Origin of the sequence: Helicobacter heilmannii, assembly GCF_001283065.1 — a bacterium.
Taxonomy (GTDB): Bacteria; Campylobacterota; Campylobacteria; order Campylobacterales; family Helicobacteraceae; genus Helicobacter; species Helicobacter heilmannii.
In genome coordinates, this window is the sequence record NZ_CDMK01000001.1 from 525,481 (window position 1) to 548,880 (window position 23,400).

At 47.8% G+C, this 23,400-nt stretch carries 25 protein-coding genes; 12 read left to right on the forward strand and 13 right to left on the reverse strand.

The features are described 5' to 3' along the window. The first annotated feature begins 74 nt into the window (after window positions 1–74). A complete protein-coding gene (pyrC, locus tag AOG36_RS02630; protein WP_015106278.1) occupies window positions 75–1,082 on the forward strand; it encodes a dihydroorotase in 1,008 nt (335 codons plus the stop codon). Between the two features lie 557 nt (window positions 1,083–1,639). Here pyrC and AOG36_RS02635 read toward each other — a convergent pair. Next, window positions 1,640–2,296, reverse strand: coding sequence for a non-canonical purine NTP pyrophosphatase (locus AOG36_RS02635; RefSeq protein WP_015106279.1), 657 nt, complete (start codon window positions 2,294–2,296; stop codon window positions 1,640–1,642). A gap of 86 nt (window positions 2,297–2,382) precedes the next feature. Here AOG36_RS02635 and hypB point away from each other — a divergent pair, with 86 nt between their 5' ends. The 3 genes from hypB to hypD are packed head-to-tail and all read left to right on the forward strand — an operon-like array spanning window position 2,383 to window position 4,443. Then, window positions 2,383–3,117, forward strand: coding sequence for a hydrogenase nickel incorporation protein HypB (gene hypB, locus AOG36_RS02640; protein ID WP_015106280.1), 735 nt, complete (start codon window positions 2,383–2,385; stop codon window positions 3,115–3,117). Beyond that, entirely contained in the window at window positions 3,117–3,350 is a 234-nt protein-coding gene (locus AOG36_RS02645; RefSeq protein ID WP_015106281.1) for a HypC/HybG/HupF family hydrogenase formation chaperone, read from the forward strand. Before hypB ends, AOG36_RS02645 begins: the two co-directional genes overlap by 1 nt. Beyond that, window positions 3,343–4,443, forward strand: coding sequence for a hydrogenase formation protein HypD (gene hypD / locus AOG36_RS02650; RefSeq protein ID WP_015106282.1), 1,101 nt, complete (start codon window positions 3,343–3,345; stop codon window positions 4,441–4,443). The genes AOG36_RS02645 and hypD overlap by 8 nt, the downstream gene beginning before the upstream one ends. On the opposite strand, the gene AOG36_RS02655 is transcribed toward hypD, so the two are convergent. From AOG36_RS02655 to moaA, 5 genes are all read right to left on the reverse strand, one after another. Next, window positions 4,436–5,884, reverse strand: a complete 1,449-nt coding sequence (locus AOG36_RS02655; RefSeq protein ID WP_015106283.1) for a M16 family metallopeptidase — start codon at window positions 5,882–5,884, stop codon at window positions 4,436–4,438. The genes hypD and AOG36_RS02655 overlap by 8 nt on opposite strands. Continuing rightward, window positions 5,877–6,926, reverse strand: coding sequence for a dehypoxanthine futalosine cyclase (locus tag AOG36_RS02660; protein ID WP_015106284.1), 1,050 nt, complete (start codon window positions 6,924–6,926; stop codon window positions 5,877–5,879). Before AOG36_RS02660 ends, AOG36_RS02655 begins: the two co-directional genes overlap by 8 nt. A gap of 8 nt (window positions 6,927–6,934) precedes the next feature. Beyond that, window positions 6,935–9,352 carry an outer membrane protein assembly factor BamA gene (gene bamA / locus AOG36_RS02665; protein WP_053825562.1) on the reverse strand — a complete coding sequence of 806 codons (2,418 nt, stop codon included), beginning with the start codon at window positions 9,350–9,352 and terminating at the stop codon, window positions 6,935–6,937. 199 nt (window positions 9,353–9,551) lie between these two features. After that, window positions 9,552–10,634 carry an aminofutalosine synthase MqnE gene (gene mqnE / locus AOG36_RS02670; protein ID WP_053825438.1) on the reverse strand — a complete coding sequence of 361 codons (1,083 nt, stop codon included), beginning with the start codon at window positions 10,632–10,634 and terminating at the stop codon, window positions 9,552–9,554. 17 nt (window positions 10,635–10,651) lie between these two features. Then, window positions 10,652–11,620 (reverse strand): GTP 3',8-cyclase MoaA, encoded by a 969-nt coding sequence (gene moaA / locus AOG36_RS02675; protein WP_015106287.1) that lies wholly within the window; start codon window positions 11,618–11,620, stop codon window positions 10,652–10,654. A gap of 95 nt (window positions 11,621–11,715) precedes the next feature. Here moaA and AOG36_RS02680 point away from each other — a divergent pair, with 95 nt between their 5' ends. The 4 genes from AOG36_RS02680 to flhB are packed head-to-tail and all read left to right on the forward strand — an operon-like array spanning window position 11,716 to window position 14,974. After that, window positions 11,716–12,570, forward strand: a complete 855-nt coding sequence (locus AOG36_RS02680) for a type II restriction endonuclease (RefSeq protein ID WP_015106288.1) — start codon at window positions 11,716–11,718, stop codon at window positions 12,568–12,570. After that, window positions 12,563–13,369 carry a DNA-methyltransferase gene (locus AOG36_RS02685; protein WP_015106289.1) on the forward strand — a complete coding sequence of 269 codons (807 nt, stop codon included), beginning with the start codon at window positions 12,563–12,565 and terminating at the stop codon, window positions 13,367–13,369. Before AOG36_RS02680 ends, AOG36_RS02685 begins: the two co-directional genes overlap by 8 nt. Next, complete coding sequence (locus AOG36_RS02690; protein ID WP_231850681.1) at window positions 13,357–13,926, forward strand: NTP transferase domain-containing protein; 570 nt, start codon at window positions 13,357–13,359, stop codon at window positions 13,924–13,926. The genes AOG36_RS02685 and AOG36_RS02690 overlap by 13 nt, the downstream gene beginning before the upstream one ends. Beyond that, the gene (gene flhB / locus AOG36_RS02695) at window positions 13,919–14,974 is read left to right on the forward strand and encodes a flagellar biosynthesis protein FlhB (protein ID WP_015106291.1); all 1,056 of its coding nucleotides are present in this window, start codon (window positions 13,919–13,921) and stop codon (window positions 14,972–14,974) included. The genes AOG36_RS02690 and flhB overlap by 8 nt, the downstream gene beginning before the upstream one ends. Here the strand turns inward: flhB and AOG36_RS02700 are convergent. Both AOG36_RS02700 and AOG36_RS02705 read right to left on the reverse strand, forming a co-directional pair. Beyond that, window positions 14,971–15,876 carry an alpha/beta fold hydrolase gene (locus tag AOG36_RS02700; RefSeq protein WP_015106292.1) on the reverse strand — a complete coding sequence of 302 codons (906 nt, stop codon included), beginning with the start codon at window positions 15,874–15,876 and terminating at the stop codon, window positions 14,971–14,973. The two genes, flhB and AOG36_RS02700, sit on opposite strands and share 4 nt — an antisense overlap. A gap of 11 nt (window positions 15,877–15,887) precedes the next feature. After that, complete coding sequence (locus AOG36_RS02705) at window positions 15,888–16,742, reverse strand: menaquinone biosynthesis family protein (RefSeq protein ID WP_015106293.1); 855 nt, start codon at window positions 16,740–16,742, stop codon at window positions 15,888–15,890. A 106-nt stretch (window positions 16,743–16,848) separates the two neighbouring features. Between AOG36_RS02705 and AOG36_RS09215 the strand changes: the two genes are divergently transcribed. From AOG36_RS09215 to AOG36_RS02715, 3 genes are read left to right on the forward strand one after another with little or no spacing between them, the layout of a single operon-like run. Further along, the gene (locus AOG36_RS09215) at window positions 16,849–17,190 is read left to right on the forward strand and encodes an NlaIII/IceA1 family type II restriction endonuclease (RefSeq protein ID WP_265341731.1); all 342 of its coding nucleotides are present in this window, start codon (window positions 16,849–16,851) and stop codon (window positions 17,188–17,190) included. 49 nt (window positions 17,191–17,239) lie between these two features. Beyond that, window positions 17,240–17,509: an NlaIII/IceA1 family type II restriction endonuclease gene (locus tag AOG36_RS09220; RefSeq protein WP_265341730.1), complete on the forward strand. Its 270-nt coding sequence runs from the start codon at window positions 17,240–17,242 to the stop codon at window positions 17,507–17,509. Between the two features lie 4 nt (window positions 17,510–17,513). Further along, window positions 17,514–18,518, forward strand: coding sequence for a DNA adenine methylase (locus tag AOG36_RS02715; protein ID WP_053825439.1), 1,005 nt, complete (start codon window positions 17,514–17,516; stop codon window positions 18,516–18,518). A gap of 745 nt (window positions 18,519–19,263) precedes the next feature. Here the strand turns inward: AOG36_RS02715 and AOG36_RS02725 are convergent. From AOG36_RS02725 to ndk, 5 genes are read right to left on the reverse strand one after another with little or no spacing between them, the layout of a single operon-like run. Next, window positions 19,264–20,256 carry a beta-ketoacyl-ACP synthase III gene (locus tag AOG36_RS02725; RefSeq protein WP_015106298.1) on the reverse strand — a complete coding sequence of 331 codons (993 nt, stop codon included), beginning with the start codon at window positions 20,254–20,256 and terminating at the stop codon, window positions 19,264–19,266. A gap of 9 nt (window positions 20,257–20,265) precedes the next feature. Beyond that, the gene (gene plsX / locus AOG36_RS02730) at window positions 20,266–21,294 is read right to left on the reverse strand and encodes a phosphate acyltransferase PlsX (protein ID WP_015106299.1); all 1,029 of its coding nucleotides are present in this window, start codon (window positions 21,292–21,294) and stop codon (window positions 20,266–20,268) included. Between the two features lie 6 nt (window positions 21,295–21,300). Further along, window positions 21,301–21,450 carry a 50S ribosomal protein L32 gene (gene rpmF, locus AOG36_RS02735; protein ID WP_015106300.1) on the reverse strand — a complete coding sequence of 50 codons (150 nt, stop codon included), beginning with the start codon at window positions 21,448–21,450 and terminating at the stop codon, window positions 21,301–21,303. A 10-nt stretch (window positions 21,451–21,460) separates the two neighbouring features. Beyond that, on the reverse strand, window positions 21,461–21,826 hold the full coding sequence (locus tag AOG36_RS02740; RefSeq protein ID WP_015106301.1) for a hypothetical protein: 366 nt from the start codon (window positions 21,824–21,826) through the stop codon (window positions 21,461–21,463). Continuing rightward, window positions 21,826–22,224: a nucleoside-diphosphate kinase gene (ndk, locus tag AOG36_RS02745; protein ID WP_015106302.1), complete on the reverse strand. Its 399-nt coding sequence runs from the start codon at window positions 22,222–22,224 to the stop codon at window positions 21,826–21,828. Before ndk ends, AOG36_RS02740 begins: the two co-directional genes overlap by 1 nt. Window positions 22,225–22,359: 135 nt before the next feature. Here ndk and AOG36_RS02750 point away from each other — a divergent pair, with 135 nt between their 5' ends. After that, on the forward strand, window positions 22,360–23,391 hold the full coding sequence (locus AOG36_RS02750) for a type II asparaginase (RefSeq protein ID WP_053825441.1): 1,032 nt from the start codon (window positions 22,360–22,362) through the stop codon (window positions 23,389–23,391). Window positions 23,392–23,400: the final 9 nt, after the last annotated feature.

Consider the following 23,400-nt stretch of genomic DNA (forward strand, 5'->3'; position numbering starts at 1 on the left):
CCCCCCCCCGCCCCACCACCACGACTTTAATCCGTATCCGCGTGCGCTACTTCATCTACCGCTAAGGCCAAGCCATGCAAATCACTTTAAATAACCCTTTAGACATGCACCTGCACCTACGAGAAGGTGCACTTTTAAAAGCCATCCTGCCCTTTAGTGCCGTCCCCTTTAGCGCAGCGGTGGTGATGCCCAATTTAAGCACCCCCTTAAGTACCCCCGCCCTAGCCCTAGAGTACCAAGCACAAATTGCCACCCTAGCCCCCCGCTTTAAACCCCTCGTGGCTTTGTATTTAAACGACCAGCTAGACAAAGAAAGCCTGCAATCTGCCAAAGAACAGGGGCTGTTTTTACTCAAACTCTACCCCAAGAACGCCACCACCAACTCCGTACAAGGGGTGGGCGACATTTTAAGCCCCAAAATACTAGAAATTTTGCAAGTAGCACAAGACTTGGGCTTTATTTTGTGCGTGCATGCCGAGAGCACGGGCTTTGTACTTGAAAGAGAATTTGAGTTTCACACCACCATCCACACCCTAGCCGCGACCTTTAAGAACCTAAAAATCATCCTAGAACACATGAGCGATCGGCGTAGCATTGCCCTATTAGAACAATACCCCAATATTTACGCCACCCTGACTCTGCACCACTTAGCCCTAAACTTAGACGCTTTGGCCGGTGGCGCGCTCTTGCCCCATCTCTTTTGTAAGCCCCTTTTAAAAACCCCTAAAGACCAGCAAGCCCTGCTAGAGCTTGCCCTGACAGCCCACAAAAAAGTCTCCTTTGGCTCGGACAGCGCGCCGCATTTAACCGGCACCAAGCACACCTACAGCTGTGCGGCTGGAGTGTTTAGTGCGCCTTTACTTTTAAGCGGGCTTTGTACCCTCTTTGAGCAGCATAACGCCCTAGAGCATTTACAGGATTTTATCAGTACGAACGCAATGCGCATCTATGGTCTAACAGATCTACCCCAAAAGAGCATCACTTTGGAGAGAAAACCGCCTAACTTGCCAAACTTTCTTTTAAACGGCGATCTCATTATCCCCCATTTCATACCTCTAGAGTGGCGCATCCAGTCCACTTAAAAAGCTAAAAAGGATACTTTAAGAAACTTGGTGCGTGCTCTTGCCCGTTATGGTAGCTCTCGTAGCAATCCCCTTAGGGGGATTGGCTAGCCAGCAGATCCGAGGTTGTATGTGCCAAAAAGACAATACCCCAAAGAATGTTTAATGACAGCTTTAAACCTTTTGGCTAGACAACCAATACCCCGCAAGAAACAGCAGTGCAACAGAGTTGCTCCCCCGCCTCTTTAAGGTGGCATTGTGGACTTATTCATTTAACACCGATGGTATGTGGGTGTTTGTTTAATACAAAGGTGCGGCCACATTTGTGGGCTAAACCCCCATTGTTTTCCACCTTATAGGCAGCCACCTGCTCTATCAAGATCGCTTCCCTAACTCTTAGCCAAATTCACCTCTAAGACATTGACTGCAGCCACCTAAAAGTTAAAAATGAAAAAGATAAACAAATTACTGCCTACTGCTGATTACGCAATTCGCTTTATTTAGCCTCGAGTTTGATACACACAGAGAGCGGGTTTTGCAAGGATCAGCAGTGTCGCAAGCCCAAGTGTGAGTGGCGTTTAAGGCACTAAGTCTTTCAAGAAGTTTTGTACTTGCTGCAACGCTAAAAAGCGGTGCGAGATTCTGTTCTTCTCTTTTAAGGTGTCCATGGTGGTGTGATAGCCCTTGGGAATGAATAAGGGATCATAACCAAAAGCATTAGATTTCAAGGAGGCTTTTACGATCTTACCCCAACACTCCCCTCTAAAGGCTTGGCTAACCTCTTGTCCGCCCACACACCCACACAGAGCCGCCACACACACAAAACAAGCGGGCGATTCTAAAAGCCCCAATGCATCTAAACACGCCAAGAGTTTGTTGTTGTTCTCTGTGTCGCTTGCGGGCAAACTAGGGGGTGTGAAGTTGCCCGCCATGATGGCTTTTGCGCTCTCCTTTATGCTTGCAAAGCGTGCGCTGTAAATGCCCGGATATCCGCCTAGAGCCTGCACGCACAGCCCACTATCCTCCGCCAACACGCAAAAGTCTTGAAATTTGTCGGCCAAAAGGGGATAGAGTGTCTGCGCTTTTAAATGGGCGTTTTCTTCAAAACTCTGCCCACCCTCTACAACTTCTACACGCCCTAAAAGGCTTGTGTAGGGCAAGATTTCTTGACCTAAAATGACTTGCACCTCAGCACATTTATGGGTGTTGTTGCTAAAAAATATTAAGGGTAACACCCAAATATTTTAATCTTTTTTGCTTGCAAAGAGATTATTAAACCTTTTGTGTTAACATGGGGAGTTTTTAAATTTAGGAGCTACACATGATCGAAGCAACGGCAAGAGAACAAAGCCTTAATAACAACCCCAATTTGAGTAAAAAAGATGTCAAAGTTGTGGAGAAAATCTTAAGCAAGAACGACCTAAAAGCTCTTGAGATGAAAGAACGCTACATGGCCGATGGGCTGTATGTACTCAACTTCATGAGTTCTCCCGGAAGTGGCAAAACCACGCTGCTAGAAAACTTAGCCAGCTTTGAAGATTTTAAATTCTGTGTGATTGAGGGGGATTTACAGACCAACAGAGACGCTGACCGCTTGATTAAGAAAAATGTCGCCGCCCAGCAGATCACCACAGGGGAGGCCTGCCACTTGGAGGCAGCGATGTTGGAGGGGGCGTATGACATTTTAAAAGACAAGGGGGCAATCACTGCTAGCGATTACTTAGTGATTGAAAATGTCGGCAACTTGGTTTGCCCCTCCAGCTACAACTTGGGCGCGGCGATGAACATCGTCTTGCTCTCTACACCAGAGGGCGATGACAAGGTGCTCAAATACCCAAGCATGTTTTTATGTGCTGATGCCGTTGTGGTGAGCAAGGCGGATCTCATGGACGTCTTTGGCTTTAGGATTTCTCAGGTGCAAGAGGACATGGATAAGTTAAAGCCAAACACCCCCATTTTTACCCTAAGCTCTAAAGATCGGGCTAGTCTAGAAGCTTTTAAAGATTTCATTGTTTCAAGACGGGCTGAGAATTACCAATCCACCCACGCCTTTTAATGTGCCTCGCGATCCCCTCTAAGGTCGTTGCCCTTCAGGGCAATGTGGCGGTGTTAGAAACGATGGGCGTGCAAAGAGAGGCAAGTTTAGACTTAATGGACGAGCCTTTGGAGGTGGGGGATTTTGTGCTCTTGCATGTGGGCTTTGTGGTGGGCAAGATCGACACCAATGAAGCCCTAGAGTCCCTAAAGCTTTACGCAGAAATGATTGCCAAAATGGAGCAAGATGCCTGATCTCATCGACTCTTTTAGGGACAAGAACGCCATTTTAGCCCTTGTGGGGCAGATTAAAAAAGAGAGTGCTTCGCTCAAAGCCCCCTTTAAAATCATGGAGGTGTGCGGAGGACACACGCATGTTTTGATGCGCTATGGTCTCTTGAATCTCTTGCAAGACACACCCCTAGACTTCGTGCACGGCCCGGGCTGCCCCGTGTGTGTGATGCCCAAACTGCGCATCGATGAAGCCATCGCTTTGGCCCAAATGCCAAATACAATTTTAATCACCCTAGCGGATTTAATGCGTGTGCCCGGCAGCAAGGGTAACCTACAATCTCTAAGAGCACAGGGGGCCGATGTGCGCTTTGCCTACGCCCCCCTGCAAGCCCTAGAAGTGGCTGCACAAAACCCCGATAAAAAGGTCGTATTTGTAGCGATCGGGTTTGAAACCACCACACCCATGACGGCTAGCCTTGTGTTGCAAGCCAAAGAAAAGGGGTTAAAAAACCTCTTCATACATAACAACCATGTGCTTGTGCCCCCCAGTGTGCAAGCAGTGCTAGAAAACTCTAAGATCGATGCCCTGATCGCTCCCTCGCATGTGAGCGTGATCACGGGGGCTAAGATTTATAAACCCCTACTTGATCTGTTTAAAATCCCTATTGTTGTGGCAGGTTTTGAGCCCGTGGATGTCTTAGATGGCATTTTACGCATTGTGCGCCAAGCCATTAGAGAACAAGCCTTGTTAGAGATACAATATAGCCGTGTGGTGAGCTTTGAAGGCAATTTAAAGGCGCAAAGCTTGATCGCTCAAACCATGCAGGTAAGAGAAAGTTTTGAGTGGCAGGGGCTAGGGCATATTGCCTTTTCTGCCATGTGTTTGCGCCCTGAGTTTAGAGAGTTTGATGCGGAAGTGGTCTTTGCTGAGTTCCTGCCAAAGGCAAGCGTGCTTGAGCCTAAAAATTGTCTTTGCGGGGCGATTTTAAAAGGCCAAGCCAAACCCTTAGATTGCACCTTGTTTAATAAGGCGTGCACACCCAGCCACCCCGTGGGTGCGTGTATGGTGAGCACTGAGGGGGCTTGTGCGGCGTATTATAAATACCTTAGTTAGCCTCTTTTTTCTCCTCTTTACCCACTAATTTATTGTATTTAGGGTTTTTGGGGTCCATGGTCACGATGCTGAAGCTTAGATTGTTGATCTCTGTGTGGGACTTGATGTAGTCGTTGATCTCTTTCAAGGTCATCTTGCGGATGCGCTCGAGCATGATGGCATCGTAGTTTAGGGGTAGCCCTAAGTAGAAGTTGTGGAACTTGCTGGTAAGCCGCTTACTGATTGTTTCATTGGCCAGGGGCTCAGAACCTAGTAGGAACTTTTTAGCCCCATCTAACTCCTCTTGAGTGATCCCTTTTGCAATAAACTCCTCGATCACCTTTTTAACCAGCTCGACACTCTTGTCTTGGTTCTCCAGCTTGGTTTGTAAATAGCCCGTGGTACAGTTGATGATGCGTGAGAGCTGGATACGCATATATGCACTGTAAGCCAAACCCTCTTTTACGCGGATGATGTCCATAAGGCGTGAACCAAACCCGCTAGAACCCAGTACAAAACCCATCACCTTGGCTAAAGGTAGGTCTTTTTCTAAGTCCTTCATCATAAAGGGGGAGCCAAAATAGATGTAAGCTTGTTGGCTGTCCTTGTAAATGATTTTGGTTTCGGGCTTATTGGTGGTGTCAAAGTATGGGGTGAAAAAGGGCTTGTTAGAGGGCAGGGCTTCTAGGGTGGGCTTTAAAAAGTTTAGGGTTTTATTGATATCCAAATCCCCGCCCATGACAATGATCAAGCGCTCAATGTCTAGCGCATCCTCTAGGCGTTTTTTGACATCGTCTAAAGAGATGGATTTAATGCTTTTGGGTGTACCGGTGGCCGGATGCGCTAGGGGCGTGCCGGCAAATAAAATTTCATTGAGCCCCAGTTGTGCTACATAGTCAAAATTGCTCTCTTTATTCAAGGCAGCAGCGACCATGCGCTGCTGGACCTTAGCTAAAGTGCTTGGAGTGAGGTTGGGCGAGAGCAAGAGGTCGTGTAAATAGCCAATCGCCTTGTCCTCATATTCTTTTAAAAAGCTTAGGTCGATGTGTAAAGACTCTAGGCGGATGTCTGCATCTAGCGTAATGGCTAATTGCTCCAACTGCTCGGCAAAGGCCACACTACCCAGCTCTTTAGTCCCCTCGTTTAAAATGCTGGCACTGAGCTTTGAAAGGCCGTATTTATCCTTGTCCATGATATTGCCCCCACCCATGAACATCAGCTTGATGGTCCCCATAGGCAAGATGTGGTTGTCTTCATAAATCACGGGGATTTTCACTCCCTTGACCTCAAAGTAATGCATCCCCTTACCAACTTGATCCCGTTTGATCACTTGTGCGGATTTTTCATGTGTCTTTGTTTTTGTTGGCATATTTCCTTCCTTATAAATTCCAAACACGGCAAGAAGCACAACGGCCAAAACCAAGAGCAGGGTGTAGCGCGCGCTACGGACTTTATTAGACATGGTAGCGTTTTAAGATTTCGTAAGCCGTGTTGCGCTTGGCTGCCTTGCTGCCGATGTCCTCGATCAAATGCACCATCTCCTGTTCGTTCAAGCAAAAGCTTGTCCCCGCCGCCTTAACGACATTTTCTTCCATCATCACACTCCCCAAATCATTGGCCCCAAAAAGTAGGGCCAACTGCCCGATGAGTGCCCCTTGTGTAACCCAAGAGCTTTGGATGTTTCTAACATTATCTAAAAATAACCGACTGCAAGCTAACAAACGCAGATAATGGTTCGAACTTGCCTTTTTGATGTGAGGCATTTCTTGCTGTAGGGGTGTGAAATCGGGCTGAAAGCTCCATAGAATGAACGCCCTAAAGCCCCCTGTTTCATCTTGCAAATTGCGCACCCTCTCCAAGTGCTCGGCAATATCCTCATCGGTGTCTGTTGTGCCAAACATCATGGTTGCTGTGCTTTTGATGCCCAGCTTATGGGCTTCTTTATGCACCTCGATCCAACGATCCGCGCTTAATTTCTTGGGTGCAATCTTTGTGCGCACCCGATCACTTAAAATCTCTGCCCCAGCCCCAGGAATCGAGCTTAGCCCCGCTGCTTTTAAACGCTCCAACACTTCTTGCAAAGAAAGCCTGGACACCTTAGCAATGTAGTCGATCTCCACTGCTGAAAAGCCGTGGATGGTAATGGTGGGGAACTTCTTAGCGATATGGCTGACGAGGTTTTCATAGTAGTCGATCTTCAGCTGTGGATGCACGCCGCCTTGAAATAAAATTTGTGTCCCTCCAATCGCCAAGAGCTCTTCGATTTTGCGATCGATCGTCTCAAAGTCCAAGACATAGGCATCTTTGTCTTTGAGCGTGCGCTTGAAGGCGCAAAATTTACAATCCACAAAACAAATATTCGTGTAATTAATATTGCGGTCCACGATAAAAGTTGTGGTGTTTTCCGGGTGCAACTCTTGCTTTTTGGCCAAAGCCATTTGCCCCAACTCTTTTAAGGGCTTGTTTGCCATGTAATCTAATAATTCTGTTCTACTCAAACGCATGTGTTCTCCTAAAAACGGGTACCCATTGAGAAGGCGAAGCGTTGGGTATAGTCGTGCATGTTGGGGTTGAACCACAAGCCCTTTTTGTCGCTCCAATCGTTGAAAAAGGCGATGGGGAAGATCAAGACCAAGGGCCCCATGGGTGAAATCCACTCAATTTGTAAGCCCGTAGAAGCCCGCCAAGTGCCGTGCTCATAGCCCGCACCCACCACGCCATAATCCTTAAAACTCACATCGGTCGCATAGGTTTGTTCCCAAAAGCCCCCAGCTTTATTGGGGGTTTTAAAGGTCAAGAAGCCCCAGTCAAAGAACCACGCCAAGCGCATTTTAGCCGCTTTTAAGAGCCCATAGCTCAGCTCCACCGAACCCGTGTAGAGACCATCGCCCCCTACCCACATACCTAAATTGGTTTTGGGCGTGATCGAGCTGTTTCTAAAGCCCCGGATAGTGGTAACACCCCCCATATAGAACACGGAGTTAAGGGGCAGGTAGTCCTCAGTGTTGTAGCGGAAGATGTAGCCTCCTTGGGTCTTGAAGCGGGCGATGAGATCGATGAGCAAGAGTTTTTTAAGGTCTTTATAAGCGGCAAACTTGCCGTAGATTTTGGTGTTGCGCACATTCCCGCCCAGCCCATTCCATGAGTTGAGAGGGTGGTCTGAAGGCAGGCCGGACATGGTGGTGTAGTTGGTGAAAGTAAAGCCATTTCTGGGGAAGTAGTAGTCATCTGTGTTGTCAAAATGCGTGCTCAGAGTGAAGGAGCTGGTGGCGGGCGTGTTGTAATCTCTGTTCCATAAGCCATGCAAGACCTGCCCATTGGGTCCTTTAAAGGGCACGCCATCGAATGTAATTACGGTGTTTTTACTGCTGTAAAACATCTCATACAAGGGACTAGAGAAGCCCAAAATTTTATTGATGTTGTAGTTGTAACCCAAGTTCATGCTAAACGTGTTAGTGAGCATGCGCCCCGCGCTGATGCTAAAGCCCCCGCCTTGTTGGATATAGTTATAGTTGATGATGTATTCGGCAAAAAGGCTGATAGACGAGCTGTAGCGGCTGTCAAAAATACGGGGGTTTCTTAGGGTTAAGTTGCCCGAGAACATCCGTCCACTGCCTCGAATCCCGTAGTTTCTATTGCCCCCTCCTGTGGCGATATTGGCGTATAAACTCATGCTTTGGCCTGTGCCAAAGAGATTTTTCTCGCTCACACTGCCATTGAGCATAAGCCCCCCGTAACTGCCATAACCTAGCCCAAATTGCAACTGTCCAGTGCGCCCCTCTTGGACATTCACTAACAAGTCCATCAGCTGGCTGTTGACCCGTCGCTCTTCAATTTTAACCTTAGAGAAGAAACCCAAGCGGCGCAAGGCGTTCTCTGAAGCAGCGACTTTACTCAAGCTGTAGCGCTCTTTGGGGCTTAGCCACACCTCGCGGCGGATCACGCGGTCGCTGGTGCGCTGGTTGCCCGAGATGATGATGTCGTTGATGTAGACCACATCCCCCGTTTCGATATGGTAAATCACCTTCACCTTGCCGTGTTTTTCATCCTTATCTAGGTCGGGCTTGACCACCGCAAAAGCATAGCCCTGGTCGGCGACCTCTCGTTTTAAAATCTGGGCATCCGAGCGCATGTGTTCAATGTTGAAAACATCGCCCTTGTGGATTTTGATTGCCTTCAAGAGTTTAGCCATCGGCACAACTTGTTTGTTGATCTTGATCTCAATGCCGGCTATGCGGTATTGAATCCCTTCTTTCACCTTATAGTACAACTTAGCCTTGTGTGTGCCGAAGTTGGTGTTCAAGAAAGGGGAGGATACATTAACATCCAAAAACCCGTGGCGCAGGTAGACATCTTGGATGCGCATAGAGTCATACTCCAACTCATTCAAGCGCAATTTCCCCGAGTTCAAGCCCCACATCCAACCCATGAAATCCCGCTGTTTATTCGCACTCAAAGATTCAACTAAGCGTGATTTGAGTTGTTTGCGCCCCTCGTAGACAGACTTAGTGATGTAGATGTTATTCCCGCGGTTCACATCAAAGATGATCCGATACGCCCCCTCACCAGCGAGGTTTTCTGTACGGGTCTCCACCACACTACCATAGTAGCCCTGCTGCTCTAGGGCGGTTTTTAAAATATACTTGGCATTGTCCAACTTGGTTTCATCGTAGGTGTCGCCCTTTTTGATCCCCATTTGGTTATAAAGGTTTTCTTTTTCTTTCTCAGTCCCATAGCCTTTAATTTCAATACTGGCGATGCGGGGTTTTTCTTTGAAGTGGAAGGTCAACTTCCCCTTTTTAAAGGTGGCGTAGACATCCTCGAAATAACCTTGGTTGTATAGAGCCAAGACGGCATCGTCCACCGCCTTGAGGTCTAAAATATCATTTTCTTTGATTTTGACAATCTCGTTGGCGAGCATGTCAGACATGTAAGATAGGTTTTTATATTCGACCTGGGTGATTCTTTCCTCAGCGGCATCTAGGGGTAAGAAAAATTGACCAAGCCAAACTAGGCAAAATGTGAAAAACTTTTTAATGTGGAATCCTTGCACTTTGCTTTTGCAACCCGCACATTATACTCAAAAATAACATTTTAGTAAACAAAAAATTAACCAAAATACACACTTTTCACCATACGCAAATCTGGTTATACAAACTATCCCTTTCAATAGCTTGAAAACGGGCATCCTTGATTTGGTAGATCAAATCCTCTTTGCCCACCCCTTTTTTGCTCTTGGCCCCCCCGGCTGATTGGATCATCTCCACCTCGATCGTACCGTCCAAATCATCCGCACCAAACTCTTGTGCCACTAGGGCTAAGTTCAGCCCCAAGGTTGCCCAATAGGCTTTGATGTGGGGGATGTTTGAGAGCACGATGCGCGCGATAGCAATCGTCTTTAAAATCTCCACCGCGCTAGGGCTATGCTCCACCTTTAAAAAGTTATTGTTTTTTTGATAGAGCAGGGGGATGAAGGCGTTAAAGCCCCCCTCTTTGGCTTCTACTCTCTCTTGCGGGCTTTGGGCGTGTTTCAAGCGCAACATGTGATCCAATCTATGTTCCCTGCTCTCCACATGCCCAAAAAGCATGGTGGCGTTGCTCATCTTGCCTAAAGAGTGCCAATACTGGTGGATTTCAAGCCATCTAGTAGAGCTCACCTTGCCCGCGCAAATGTGTTTTCTCACCTTTTCATCAAAAATCTCCGCCCCACCCCCGGGCATGCTATCCACCCCCGCTTGTAGCATGTCCTCTAGCACCTCTTGGTAGGGCTTGTTAAACTTCGTGCTTAAAAAATGCACCTCGGCGGCCGTCATTGCCTTTAAATGCAAGTCCTTAAACGCCGCCTTGATCGCCCTAAAGAGCTCAAAATACCATACATAGCTGTAATTGGGGTTGTGCGCACTCACCACATGCACCTCTTTAATGCCCCGCGCATAAGAGCTAGAAATCTGCTCTAAAATCTGCGCTTGGGTCATCTCATAGGGGTTGGGGTTCTTGCGGCTGGCTGAAAAGGCGCAGAACTTGCAACTATCCGTGCAGATATTGCTGGGGTTAATATGCCGGTTGGTGTTGAAAAAGACTTTATCTTGGTGCATTCGCGTGCGGATGGCGTGCGCCTCTTTGGCTAAGGCGAATAAATCGTAATCATAAAGCCTGGCTAAAACGCTCGCCTCAGTGCATTGCCCGCTTAGGGCTTGTTCTAATAAATCCATGGTTGTCCTTCTTAGGGTTATCCCCCCGTTTTGTAAAAAGCGCGCTCGGAGACTTGGTTTTGCGTGCCCGGTTGCCATAAATTCTTTTCGGGTTTGTTGTGCACGCTTTGATGCAGGGCTTGGCGCATTAAGGCGGGGTTGGTTTGTAAAATCGCGCTCTTGGCACTCACGCTATCTTGGTAGTAAAGGCAGGGGAAAATCGTTCCATCGGCACTCAAGCGGATTTTATTGCAGTGCTTGCAAAAGTCGTCATTATGCGGGGCGATGATCCCAAATTCGTAGCCATCCTCTAGGGCGTAAATCTTAGAGGGGCTCACCCCCTCGCTTTTCAGGCATAGATTGGGGTATTTTTGGCGCACTGCCTCTAAAATCTGCGCCTCGCTTAGCCCCTTTAATTGGCTGTTGGCATGCGTGTTCTCCATAAACTCAATGAAGCGGATTTGGGCGTTTTTGCCTTTGGCAAACTCCAAGAGAGCAATGATCTCATCCTCGTTAATGCCCTTGAGCACGACCATGTTGAACTTGAGCCCCAAGCCCACCCTTAACGCCTCTTGTACACCCTCTAAAATCGCCTCTAAGCCATCCTTTTGTGAGATTTTAGCTACCCTCTCAGGCTTTAGAGAATCTAAAGACACATTGACCCGCTCTAGCCCAGCTTCTTTAAGTTGCTGCGCTTGGGCTTTTAACAAAAACCCATTGGTGGTTAAAGCCAACTTCACATGCGGGGCGTAGGTATGGATTTTAGCGATGAAGGGGGCTAAGTCCTTGCGGATCAAGGGCTCTCCACCCGTGATTCTAATTTTAGCCACTCCCTCATCGATGGCGATTTTAATGAACTCAAGCATTTTATCTAGGGGTATAAGCTCCTCGCTCTCCACAAAGTCCATCGGCGTGGTGGGCATGCAATACTGACACCTAAAATTACATTGCTTGGTAACAGACACCCGCAAATAGTCAATCTGTCTTGCAAAGGTATCCACGAGCATAAACTTCTCCACTTTTTAGACTAAATGGGTAAAATAGCAAATCTATAAAGAATTTGGGCTGAAATGCCGCCATTTAAAACCCTTTAAGGAAATTGATGACAAACCCCGTGCCTTTTACAGAATTTTTAGCCACTCTCCAAAAGACGAACCGGACACTAGATTTTTTCGTGGATTGGCAAAAGTGCCTAGAAAATCAAGATAAGATTCGCATTTGTTGTAACCACTTAAATCTGTTACTGGGTGTTAGAGCAGAAGATTTGTTTGCAAAAGTTCATCTACTTTTCCAAGAATACCCTAGAGCCTTCCAAATCCTGCCTTTATTGCTCGCCATAAACATTAACGATGCCAAAAAGCAAAGGGCAGAGATGATTGTGCTAACCCCTACAAAAGAAGAGAGATATTTAAGTTACTACTGGGAAAGCCCACAAGCCATTTGCACCTTTCTTCAAGAAAGCGGGCTTTTGCAGATTTTGAGTGCTGGGCATCTCCACGACCTTAATGATTTTGTTTTTGGGATCGAAGTTGGACTAGACAGCAACGCGCGTAAAAACCGCAGCGGGAAGTGGATGGAGAAACACTTAGAAAGTGCTTTAAAACAAGCCAAGCTTAATTTTAAAGCACAGGTGAGTGTTACAGAATTTAAGGACTTGCACGCCAGCTTTGGCAACGACATTAAGAAATTTGACTTTGTGATCTATGGCGCACAGACAACCTATTTTATCGAGTGCAATTTTTACAGCAGTGGGGGGAGCAAGTTAAACGAGGTCGCGCGGGCGTATTTGGAGCTTACCCCCCGCTTTGCCAAGCACCCGCATAAAGAGTTTATTTGGATCACGGACGGGCAGGGGTGGATGGATGCTAAGAATAAATTACAAGAGGCCTATAAAAGCGTGCGTGTCTATAATCTAAGCCGATTAAATAGCCTCTTAGGGGAGCTAAGCCATGCTTAGCCCCGCCTTTTTGAGCGCGGATCAAAAATTCATCCTCTACCACGCGAATTGCTTGGAGGTGTTGCCCCATTTAAAAGAGAGTGTGGATTTGATCTTTGCCGATCCGCCCTATTTTCTCTCCAATGGGGGGCTTAGTATCCAAAGCGGGCAGATTGTGAGTGTCAATAAGGGAGAGTGGGACAGATCGCAGGGGCTAGAGCACATGCACGCCTTTAATGTGGAGTGGCTAAGTCTGGCTAAAGATGCCCTAAAGCCTACAGGTTCGCTATTTATCAGCGCGACTTACCATAATCTTTTTTCTTTGGGACTCGCCTTGCAAACCCTAGGCTTTAAGCTCTTGAATATCATTACATGGCATAAGAGCAACCCCCCGCCTAATTTTTCTTGCCGCACCCTAACACATGCCAGCGAGCAAATCCTATGGGCGCGCAAAAGCCCCAAGCACGCCCATATTTTCAACTACCAACACATGAAGGAGATCAACGGCAATAAGCAAATGCGCGATGTTTGGACATTGCCGGCCATCGCCCCGTGGGAGAAAAGCCTAGGCAAGCACCCCACGCAAAAGCCCCTAAGTCTACTAAGCCGTTTGATTTTAATGGCAAGCACAGAAGAAAGTTTAATTTGTGACCCTTTCAGTGGCTCGGGCTCTACAGGCATTGCGGCGAATTTACTCGGGCGTGATTTTGTGGGGATTGAGCGGGAATTAGAGTTTATCCAGCTAGCCACCAAGCGCAAGCATGATTTGGATTTGCGTTTTAAAGAATTGCACCAAAAAATCTCTAAGTGGATTGCCTAGTGCAGGATTTAAGCTGTGTGTTGCTTTGCGGAGGGCAAAGCAAGCGCATGCAAATAGAGGGGCAACAATTCAACAAAGCCCTATTACCATTTAAATACACCACGCTTTTAGAGTATCAATACACGAGATTACAACAATGGTTTAAAGAAGTTTATATTTCTTGCAAACAGCCCTACCCCTTGCAGGCACGCTATTTAACGGAGCCTAGCACGCATTTTAACCCCCTCTTTGGCATGGCGCACGCTTTAAGCAGCCTAAAAGCCCCGATGGTCTTTATCCCTGTGGATATGCCTTTTATCCGCCAAGAAAGCCTTTTAAAACTCTATGACAACCGCGAAAAAGCCCCCCTAATTTATCTTAAAAGCCCCAAGACTTTTTACTTGCCTAGCTTATGCCAGCCAAGTGCCCTACACCCCTTGCAAGAAGCCCTAGAGGGTGGAGAACAAAGAGTGGGGGCGGTGTTTGAAAAAATAGGCTTTAGCGTGGCAGTGGCAGAAAGTAAAGAGTTCAGCAATCTAAACACCTACAGCGACTATTTAAGGGCACTCAATGGCTGAAGAAGAAAAAACCGAACAGCCCTCGGCCAAAAAGATCGAAAAGGCCAGAGAAGAGGGCAATGTTGTCAAGAGCTTAGAGGTGTTGGGGTTTTTGGGTTTGGTGGCGAGCTTTGGGGGGATTTTTGCCTTCTTTAAATTTTGGCTGCAGAGCTTTGAGAGCATGTTTAGGCAGTCCTTGCAATGGATCAAGCTAGACTTCACACCCCACAATCTGTATGTGCTCTGCTTGCAACTTGTCAAAGACATTTTATGGGTGCTCTTGCCCTTTCTTTTGTTAGTGGGGCTTGTGGCATTTTTAGCCAATGTCTTGCAATTTGGCTTCTTATTCAGTCCTAAGGCCATCGCGCCCAAGTGGAGCAAAATCAACCCCATCACGGGCTTTAAAAACCTCTTTGGGTTAAAAAGGCTCTTAGACGGACTACTCATCACCATAAAGGTTTTTATCGCCTTCATTTTGGGCTTTGTCTTGGTATATTCGTTTATAGATGAGCTGGTGGGTGTGGCTGCATTCAACTACAAAGACCAATTACTGTGGTTTAAAAGCAAATCTTTAGAAGTCATCGCCAGTTTGTTGTTTTTATTTTTAGTGGCTTCTTTGCTGGATTTTATGTTAAAACGCCGACAATACATAGACTCGCTCAAAATGACAAAACAAGAAGTTAAGGACGAATACAAACAACAAGAGGGTAACCCAGAAATTAAAGCCAAAATCAAGCAACTCATGCTCAAAAATTCCATGAGCAAAATGATGGCAGCCATCCCTAGTGCCAATGTAGTCGTTACCAACCCCACGCACTATGCTGTGGCTCTGCGCTTTGAGGAGAACGACCCCGCCCCCGTTGTGGTGGCTAAGGGGATCGACCATTTAGCCATCCGCATTAAAGGCGTGGCAAGAGAGCATGAAATCGAAATCATTGAAAATCCTAAACTCGCCCGCCAGCTCTACCAAGATGTGGATATTGATGAGGTGATCCCTAAAGTGCTCTTTGAGGCGGTGGCGATTGTGTTCGCTCAAGTGGCGCATATCCAACAAATGAAAAACCGCTAAAGCCCCTTGCTCTCCAGCCACTTTAAAAGGCTCTCTAGCACCGCCTGTTTGTCGCTCTCATCCAAGATTTTATGGCGGTCCTTAGAAAAAAGGCGCAGTTCAATGTCTTTAAAGCCCTGCTTTTCTAGGCAGTGGTGCGCTTTAATCACCCCCACGCCAAAGCCCCCGCACACATCATCCAGTCCGCTTAAAAACAAAATGGGTAAGTCCTTGCGCCCATAGGCGTGGGTGTGAAACACCCGCACCGCCCCCTCCACCAAGAGCGCAAAACTTTTAGTGCTAAACACAAAGCGCGAAGCCGGATCGACCCTTAAGAGGCGCAACGCCCCCGTATTGCGGCACACCCAATTACCCTGATACGCCCGCACCCTGGGGTGCAAACTAAAGAGTGCATTGACCCCACCCTTAAAGGGGATATTTAAACGGCTTAAGATTTTTAGCAAAAAAGCGCACAGTCTAAGCCCCAAAAAGGGGGCGGGCGTGCCGGTCAAAATCAAGGCATCCAAAGGGGCGTAGCCGTGTTGTACCCACCGCCTAGCCAGTAGTGAACCCATGCTATGGCCCAAGACCACCAACTTATGCGTGGGGTATAGAGTTTTAATGTGTGTAGCTAGTTTTGCCATGTCCTTAGCCGCCCACTCAAAGCCCTCAGCACCCATCTGTCCCCAAGCAATCTCCCCACTCTCCAGCACACTCAAGCCATGCCCCCTGTGATCGGCAACAAAGACCACATACCCCCTAGCGCAAAGCTCAGTAGCCACCCATCTATAATGCTCCTTATGCTCCACCATGCCCGTAGCGATCTGTACCACCACCCCCTTAGATTGTGTGGGCTCGTAGTGGTCAAAATAAAGTTTTAAATGAGGGGGGTTGGAGCTGTTAATGTACTCGTTCTTAGCCACCTAGCTATCCTTTAAGCAAAGCGCAGATTTTCATAGCCATCTGGGATTAAGCAGTCCTTGCACGCCACCAGCTCAGGGTAGAGCCCGTGTTTAAAGCCTAGGGCAAATAAAGCATCAATGCCCGCCATTTGCTCCTCACTCAGCGCGCAAGAGCTGGTATTGGCGTACATTTTTAGGTAGGTGTCTAAATGCGTCTTATGCACCCGCACCAAATGACGCTCTAAAAGCATGCTTGCTAATAAATCTTGGTGTTTGAGGGCAAGAATGATTGCTTGGCTCAGTGCCCTTTGCATGCTTATGGCTTGCGTGAGCGGGATTGAGCGGCGCAAAGCCATCCCCCCCAAAGGCAGGGGCAACTGACTATTGGTGAGCTCACACCACACCTCCCAAATCTCTTTTTCGACTACTAAATCGCTATGAAAATCTAAAATGCTCTCGTGGATCAGCACCCCCGCATCCACCTCCCCGCTCAAAACTGCCCCCTCGATCTCTAAAAAGTTTTTATACACCACCCGCGCGTGTGGGTAGTAGAGTCGAAACAACAGCGCGTTGGTGGTGTATTGTCCGCTTAAAGCCACTTTAAAGTTCTTTTTTAAAGGCTTGTCCTTGCGCTTAATGAGCTTAGGCCCATAGCCTAGCCCAAAACTTGTGGCCGGTTGCAATAGGGCGTAATGCTCCTTAATGAGCGGGTAAAGCCCAAAACTAATGGCACTAATGGCGTGCGTGCCCCTCAAAGCTTCTTGGTTTAAAGTTTCAATGTCTAGGGCGTGGTGGCTAAAGGGCTTAGGAAAGCTCACCCAGCCAAAGACTAGGGCGTAAAACATAAAAATATCGTCCGCATCGGAGCTGTGCGCTATGCTTAACATGTATCCTTCTTTTTTCTCTCATTGTAGCTTGTTTTATTGAAAATGGGGCGTTGTGCTTTTAGGGACTTTGGGTAAAATACTCCCTACCCTATGAATAAAGAAGTTTATGGCAAAAGAAAAACCCACACAAGCCGAGTTGTTTATAGAGCTCGCACAGCCTAACGATCAAGACATCAGCCATTGGGTGCGTGTGAGCGAATTTAAAGGGCAGTATGCGAGTCTTGCGCTGGGCAATGGTTTGAGTTGGGAGCTTGGCAGCCGCTCCTTAGCAAAAAAACACCGCATAAAAACGGACAAAAGCCAAACCCCGGGCAACGCCATTCGCATCTGCTTGGCCGGGTTCAATGAAAATGTTTCTTTTAATCAAAGCATTAGAAAGGATATTAGAGAAGCTTTAGAAAAAAGCCCTGTGTTATGTTGGGCTTTGTGGGGACAAGTGAGAACATGAAAGAACATGAAAATAGAAATTGATCATACAGGATGGGCGTAAAGACGATATGCGTGTTTCCAACCAAAAGACTCAACAATTAGGGGATTTTCAACCCCTTTGTAAAGCCGCCAATGACATGAAAAGGCAGGCTTGTAAACAGTGTAAAGAAATGGGGAAACGATGGGACGCAACACAACCTCTAGGCAATCCCCACCCTTTTTATGCAGGCGATGAAAACTACGATGAAGTTTTGGGCTGTGTGGGCTGTTATCTCTACGACCCTGAGACTTACCGCAAGTGGACTTACAGCCAAACCCCTCACAATAAAAGCAACTAAGCCAATGAACTACATAGGTTCTAAACACAAACTCTCCCATTTTTTGTTGAGCAACATCAACGAGGTGTTGCAAGGCTATGGGGTTTGTTTAGCCGATTGTGTTTTTACGGATTTGTTTTCAGGCACGGCGGCAGTAGGGCGGCTCTTTAAGAACTACGCTAAACAAATCATCAGCAACGACAAAGAGTTTTATAGTTTTGTACTTGCCAAGCACTACATCGAAAACACTAAACCCCTAAAGAGAGCAAAAATGCTCATAGATGAGCTCAACCACTTGCCCCCTTTAGCGGGCAAAATCTACCAACACTACGCCCTAGGGGGTGGGGAGGGGCGGCAGTATTTTAGCGATGGCAACGCCTTAAAAATCGATGCCATGCGCACCCAAATTGAGCACTGGCACACCACGGGGGAGACAAGCTTAGCCGAGCATTATTTTTTACTCACTTCGCTTTTAGAGGCGGCAGATAAAATTGCCAACACCGCCTGCGTCTATGGGGCGTTTTTAAAGAAGCTCAAAAAAAGCGCACAACAAGAGTTGATCCTAACTGCTGCTCCCTTGATCTTAAGCCCCAACCCCCACTATGCCTACCACACGGATGCCAAAGAAATCATCCCCCGCCTGCAAACCGACATTTTATACCTAGACCCCCCCTACAACCAACGTGAATACGGGGCAAACTACCATATCTTAAACAGCATTGCCCTATATGACGACTTCACTCCCAAGGGAAAAACGGGCTTAAGGGATTATAACAAGTCGGCTTGGTGTAAAAAGTCTTTGGCACTTCAAAGTTTAGAACATGTCCTTAAATGCACCTCTGCGCGCTTTGTGTTCTTAAGCTACAACGATGAAGGGCTGCTCAGTTTAGAGGAAATCAAGTCCATTTTTAGCCAATACGGCACATATCATCTCAAAAGCCAAGATTACAGCCGTTTTAAAGCCGACTCCAAACGCTTACAAATCAAAGCCAGCACCACCGAGTATTTACATGCGATCAAGAGGGGTTAATTTATACCCTCCACATAAGCATGATTGAATTTAAAAATGCGATGCAATGCATCTTTAGTGCTCGCGCCCTAAATCCCCTAGCTTTAGTTATGGGGGAGTATGCCAGTTTTAGTGCGCTGCATTGCTTTAACTTGATTTTAGGGCATTGCATATTTCTAGCCTTTTATCTCCCACAGCAACCGCTAAGCACAGCTGAACTAAAGTTTTATTCTAATCCCTTGCTTTTTTCTACCCCTGTCTTTAATCTCTTTTTATGTCTATTCATGTCTATCCTTTTTGCTCTAATCGCAAACCATCAATCCACTTTATCCAACTGCGCGTAAGGGTACTTAAAGATTGGGCGTGGTTTTAAGCCTGGTTGTCTGTCTTGAAGCTCACTTTTAACTTGATAGATTTTTAGCGATTTTTGCGCTAGGAGTGGGATGATGGAGTTGCCCACTTGCTTGTAGAGTTTGGAGCTTGCCAAAACGGGGAGTTTAAAAATCTTAGGATAATCCTAAAAATCAAGGCACCCTTTAGAGGGCAACCTGTGGATATCAAGAGCACATCCTTGATGATGGGTGCATTATGTCTGCCCGCACCCATGCTTCTCGCTTAAGATGGGGCAAAGACTGGGCTTGTTCTCACGCGTATGCATGCGGTAGATTTAATAGAGTGTATCGCTTTAAGCACCTCTTGAACAAGCTATATCTTTTTCTAAGAAAAAGCTATGCTTTCGAGAAAAGGCTACGCCTTCAAGGAAAAGCTACGCTTTTTCGCCAAAATACACCAATGCAGAACCCCAGGTGAGGCCACCACCAAAGGCATCTAAGAGCATTAAATCACCCGTTTTGAGCTTGCCTTGCTCGTAAATTTCATTCATCGCCATAGGGATGCTGGCCGCGGAGGTGTTGCCGTATTTTTGCACAGTCAAGACCACTTGTTCCTCTTTGAAGGCGAGCTGATTTTGCACGGCTTGGATGATGCGCAAATTCGCTTGGTGGGGGATAAAATAGGTGATTTGCTCAGGAGCAATGGCGTTGGCTTGAAGGATTTCTTCTACATCCTTTAGCAGGGTTTTAATGGCAAGTTTAAACACCTCATTGCCCTTCATGCGCAATGCTTGGATGTCCTCATATCCGGGGCAAAAGGCACTGGCCTTAATGTTGCGTGGGGTGTAAAGGTAGTCGCCAAAGTTGCCATTGGCCGCGATTTTTACATCTAAAATACTCTTTTTAACATCCTCAGTGGGTGAAATCACACACGCCCCCGCCCCATCTCCAAAGAGCACGCAAGTGGAGCGGTCGCTAAAGTCTAAAATGCTGCTGCACTTCTCCGCCCCCACGATCAGCACATTTTGATACGCCCCACTCTCCACGAACGCCTTAGCGGTGGCGAGCAAATAAATAAACCCACTGCACGCGGCGATCAAATCCATGCTGGGCGTGTTCTCTAGGCCTAATTTTGCGCTAAGGCCACAGGCGGTGGAGGGCATGGCGACATAATCGGGGCTGAGTGTCCCCACCAACACCAAATCAATGTCCTCCTTTTTTAAGCCCGCCCGCTCAATGGCAAGCTTGGCTGCCTGCATGCCCAAATCGCTGCTCTTTTCCTTGGGGCTGGCAAAATAGCGGGTTTTGATCCCTGTGCGCTTTTGAATCCACTCATCGCTTGTGTCCAATAGCTCCTCAAAGGCAGTATTGGGGACACAATTTTGGGGGACATAAGCCGCTACAGAGCGCAACATCGCATAGGGCATGGACTTCCTTTACGAAACAGGGGGGCTTTGTACGCCCGCATTTTTATGGCTGAAGGCTTGCGCCATTTTCTCCGCCACGCCGCTTTCCTTAGCTCGAATCGCTTGGTAAATGGCGCATTCAATCGCCCGTGCATTGCTCTTGCCATGGCTGATGATGACTGCTTTATTCACACCCAAGAGCGGCGCGCCACCATACTCAGCGTAGTCAGTTTTTTGCTTGAGCGTGCCAAAGGCCTCTTTTAAGAGAAACGCTCCGATTTTTGCACTGAAATGCTCTTTGATTGTGGTTTTAAAGATGCTGCCAATCGCACTGGCAACCCCCTCGGTGGTCTTAAGCACAATATTGCCCACAAAGCCATCGCACACCACGACATCCACGCTATTGATAAAAATGTCGTTGCCCTCCACATTGCCCTTAAAAATGGACGGATTATTTGCAAAGAGGGGGTAGTCGTGAATCAGTTTGAACGCCTCCTTGGTGAGGCTATCGCCCTTGCTGTCCTCCTCGCCATTGGCTAAAACCCCCACCGTGGGGTTGCCGTAGCCTAACACGCTTTTGGCGTACTCATAGCCCAAGATGGCAAAGTCCAGCAGATACTCCGCCTTGCAATCGGTGTTCGCGCCCACATCTAGGCACAAACTCGCCCTCTTGCCCACAGAGGGCATAAGCGTGCATAAAGCGGGGCGGCTCACACCCTTAATGCGCCCGAGTTTGAGCGTGGCAAGCCCCATTGTCGCCCCGCTGTGCCCGGCAGACACTAAGGCATCTGCCCCGTTTTTTAAAATGTCCATCCCCACGAAGATCGAAGCCTCTTTGCGCTTGAGTGCCTCGGTGGCCTGCTCCTCCATGCGGATAAAGTCGGGGCAGTCAATGACTTCCACCTTAGAAGCTAAGTCCTTAGAAATGAACGCCTTCGCCTTCTTGGCATCGCCCACCAAAATGGGCTCGAACGCCTTGTTGGCCAACGCCTTAGAAACGCCCTCAATAATGGGTAGGACCCCAAGGTCCGCCCCCATCATATCAACAACGATTTTCATCGTTACCTATTTGTAATTGCCTGTGAATCGATTGACAAAATGGGGCAATTTCCAGCTACCGTCCTTGCCTTTCACGGGCATGGCTAATTTAGCTGTGTAATGGGTGCGGCGTTTTCGCGCCCTCGTTTTACTCACGCGTCTATCAGGCACTGCCATTTTTCATCCTTTATACTTGGTCTAAATAGTGGTAATCGGCTTGGATACTCTGCACTTCAGAGCGCAAAATATCCTCGAAATCAATAATGCCATCAAAACACTCAATGGTGTCTAGGGCATCCACGCCCAGGCCCTCCAAACCCTGCTTGGGGTCAAACATCCCATCGCAGAGCAGGAGTTTTAAATCTTGGGACATGGTTTTGTTAAAGACTTGCGCACTTCTAGCGCACACAACGGCGACCTCTCCGTGCAAACGCCCCTCGAGCACAAAGAGCTTGGGGGCGACTCGGCGCACCTGCCCGTCTAAGCGCACGCCCTCAAAGGTGCACGCTACAGACTTCGCCGAATGCCCGATTTTTTGCATTTCTAGGCGCACTATTTGCTGAAGAAAAAGGCGATTTCTCGATGGGCGTTTTCTTCGCTGTCGCTGCCATGCACGACATTCGCATCGATGTTTTCGGCAAAATCCGCTCGAATGGTGCCGGGTTTAGCGGCTTTGGGGTCGGTCGCGCCCATCAGCTCGCGGTTTTTCTCTACAGCATTGGGTCCCTCTAGCACCATCACCACCACCTCGCCACTGGTCATGAACGCGATCAGATCGTTGAAGAAGGGGCGGTCTTGGTGGATGGCGTAGAACTCCTCGGCCTGCTCTCGGCTTAAGTGTAGACGTTTGATTTTCACCACCTCGAGCCCCGCGTCTTCAAAGCGGGTGATGATTTTACCGATGATGTGTTTTTTCACACCATCGGGTTTGATGATAGACAGGGTTTGCATGCGTGTCCTTATGTGAAATCTAAACCGCCCATTTTAGCAAACTAAGCCGTGTTTTTAGCTTAAGCTAGGAATATTTGCCAAGTGTGCAGAAAATTGCGCTAAAATCGGAGCATTCTGTGTTTTAAAAGGATTTTTATGCGTTTTCTTTGGTCTTTGTTGTTTGTGGGGGTGTGCTTTGCCAAGCCCTTAATCTATGTCTTGGCGACAGGGGGGACGATTGCGGGCAATTCTAACAGCCATTTAAGCAGTGCCTACAAGGCGGGGGTGGTGGGTGTGAGTGCGCTCTTAAAAGCCGTGCCCCAGTTGCAAGAGCTCGCCATCTTAAAGGGTGAGCAGATCAGCAACATCGGCTCGCAAGAGATGGACAACGCCACTTTATTGAAGCTGGCTAAACGCACCCAAGCCCTGCTAGACAAGCCAGAAGTACAGGGGGTGGTGATCACGCATGGCACGGACACAATGGAAGAGAGTGCGTATTTTTTAGACCTTGTGGTGCACAGCAAAAAGCCCATTGTGTTTGTGGGGGCGATGCGTAACGCCAGCTCTCTTAGTGCCGATGGACCCTTAAACCTTTACAATGCCGTGGCGGTGGCGGCCAGCAAACAGGCCTACAATAAGGGAGTCTTAGTGGTAATGGACGATGCGATCCACGCCGCTAGAGAAGTGAGCAAAACCAACACCACCCACACCGACACCTTTAAATCTTTAAACACTGGCTCTATTGGATCTGTGATCTACGGGCAGGTGCGCTTTTACATGCAACCCTTAAGAAAGCATACCTTTAGTAGCGTGTTCGACATTGCCAACATCAAAAGTCTACCTAGGGTGGATATTCTCTACGCGCACGAGAACGATAACCCCGAATTTGTTCAAGCGGCGTTGGCTAGGGGGACTGAGGGGCTTGTGAGTGCTGGCGTGGGCAATGGCAATCTCTTCCCTTCCGTGCTCAGTGCCCTAGCAGAAGCGGCCAAAAAGGGCGTGGTGGTGGTGCGCTCGAGCCGCGTGGGTAGCGGGGAGGTGACCCAGCCTGGCGAAATCAACGATGCCAAATACCACTTCTTAACCAGCGACAATTTAAACCCCGCCAAAGCCAGAATCCTTTTAATGGTGGGGCTCACCAAAACACATGATTTAAAAACCCTGCAGCGGTATTTTTTAGAATATTAAGGATTTGCC

What these genes read in the sequence shown, in the direction of transcription:
- rpmF (WP_015106300.1), bottom strand. Translation starts at nt 21,450, where the DNA reads ATGGCAGTGCCTGATAGACGCGTGAGTAAAACGAGGGCGCGAAAACGC.
- AOG36_RS02645 (WP_015106281.1), top strand. Translation starts at nt 3,117, where the DNA reads ATGTGCCTCGCGATCCCCTCTAAGGTCGTTGCCCTTCAGGGCAATGTG.
- AOG36_RS02750 (WP_053825441.1), top strand. Translation starts at nt 22,360, where the DNA reads ATGCGTTTTCTTTGGTCTTTGTTGTTTGTGGGGGTGTGCTTTGCCAAG.
- AOG36_RS02660 (WP_015106284.1), bottom strand. Translation starts at nt 6,926, where the DNA reads ATGCGTTTGAGTAGAACAGAATTATTAGATTACATGGCAAACAAGCCC.
- AOG36_RS02705 (WP_015106293.1), bottom strand. Translation starts at nt 16,742, where the DNA reads ATGTTAAGCATAGCGCACAGCTCCGATGCGGACGATATTTTTATGTTT.
- AOG36_RS09215 (WP_265341731.1), top strand. Translation starts at nt 16,849, where the DNA reads ATGGCAAAAGAAAAACCCACACAAGCCGAGTTGTTTATAGAGCTCGCA.
- AOG36_RS02715 (WP_053825439.1), top strand. Translation starts at nt 17,514, where the DNA reads ATGAACTACATAGGTTCTAAACACAAACTCTCCCATTTTTTGTTGAGC.
- bamA (WP_053825562.1), bottom strand. Translation starts at nt 9,352, where the DNA reads ATGTCTGACATGCTCGCCAACGAGATTGTCAAAATCAAAGAAAATGAT.
- hypD (WP_015106282.1), top strand. Translation starts at nt 3,343, where the DNA reads ATGCCTGATCTCATCGACTCTTTTAGGGACAAGAACGCCATTTTAGCC.
- AOG36_RS02725 (WP_015106298.1), bottom strand. Translation starts at nt 20,256, where the DNA reads ATGCCCTATGCGATGTTGCGCTCTGTAGCGGCTTATGTCCCCCAAAAT.
- ndk (WP_015106302.1), bottom strand. Translation starts at nt 22,224, where the DNA reads ATGCAAACCCTGTCTATCATCAAACCCGATGGTGTGAAAAAACACATC.
- mqnE (WP_053825438.1), bottom strand. Translation starts at nt 10,634, where the DNA reads ATGGATTTATTAGAACAAGCCCTAAGCGGGCAATGCACTGAGGCGAGC.
- flhB (WP_015106291.1), top strand. Translation starts at nt 13,919, where the DNA reads ATGGCTGAAGAAGAAAAAACCGAACAGCCCTCGGCCAAAAAGATCGAA.
- moaA (WP_015106287.1), bottom strand. Translation starts at nt 11,620, where the DNA reads ATGCTCGTGGATACCTTTGCAAGACAGATTGACTATTTGCGGGTGTCT.
- hypB (WP_015106280.1), top strand. Translation starts at nt 2,383, where the DNA reads ATGATCGAAGCAACGGCAAGAGAACAAAGCCTTAATAACAACCCCAAT.
- plsX (WP_015106299.1), bottom strand. Translation starts at nt 21,294, where the DNA reads ATGAAAATCGTTGTTGATATGATGGGGGCGGACCTTGGGGTCCTACCC.
- AOG36_RS09220 (WP_265341730.1), top strand. Translation starts at nt 17,240, where the DNA reads ATGCGTGTTTCCAACCAAAAGACTCAACAATTAGGGGATTTTCAACCC.
- AOG36_RS02655 (WP_015106283.1), bottom strand. Translation starts at nt 5,884, where the DNA reads ATGTCTAATAAAGTCCGTAGCGCGCGCTACACCCTGCTCTTGGTTTTG.
- AOG36_RS02685 (WP_015106289.1), top strand. Translation starts at nt 12,563, where the DNA reads ATGCTTAGCCCCGCCTTTTTGAGCGCGGATCAAAAATTCATCCTCTAC.
- AOG36_RS02680 (WP_015106288.1), top strand. Translation starts at nt 11,716, where the DNA reads ATGACAAACCCCGTGCCTTTTACAGAATTTTTAGCCACTCTCCAAAAG.
- pyrC (WP_015106278.1), top strand. Translation starts at nt 75, where the DNA reads ATGCAAATCACTTTAAATAACCCTTTAGACATGCACCTGCACCTACGA.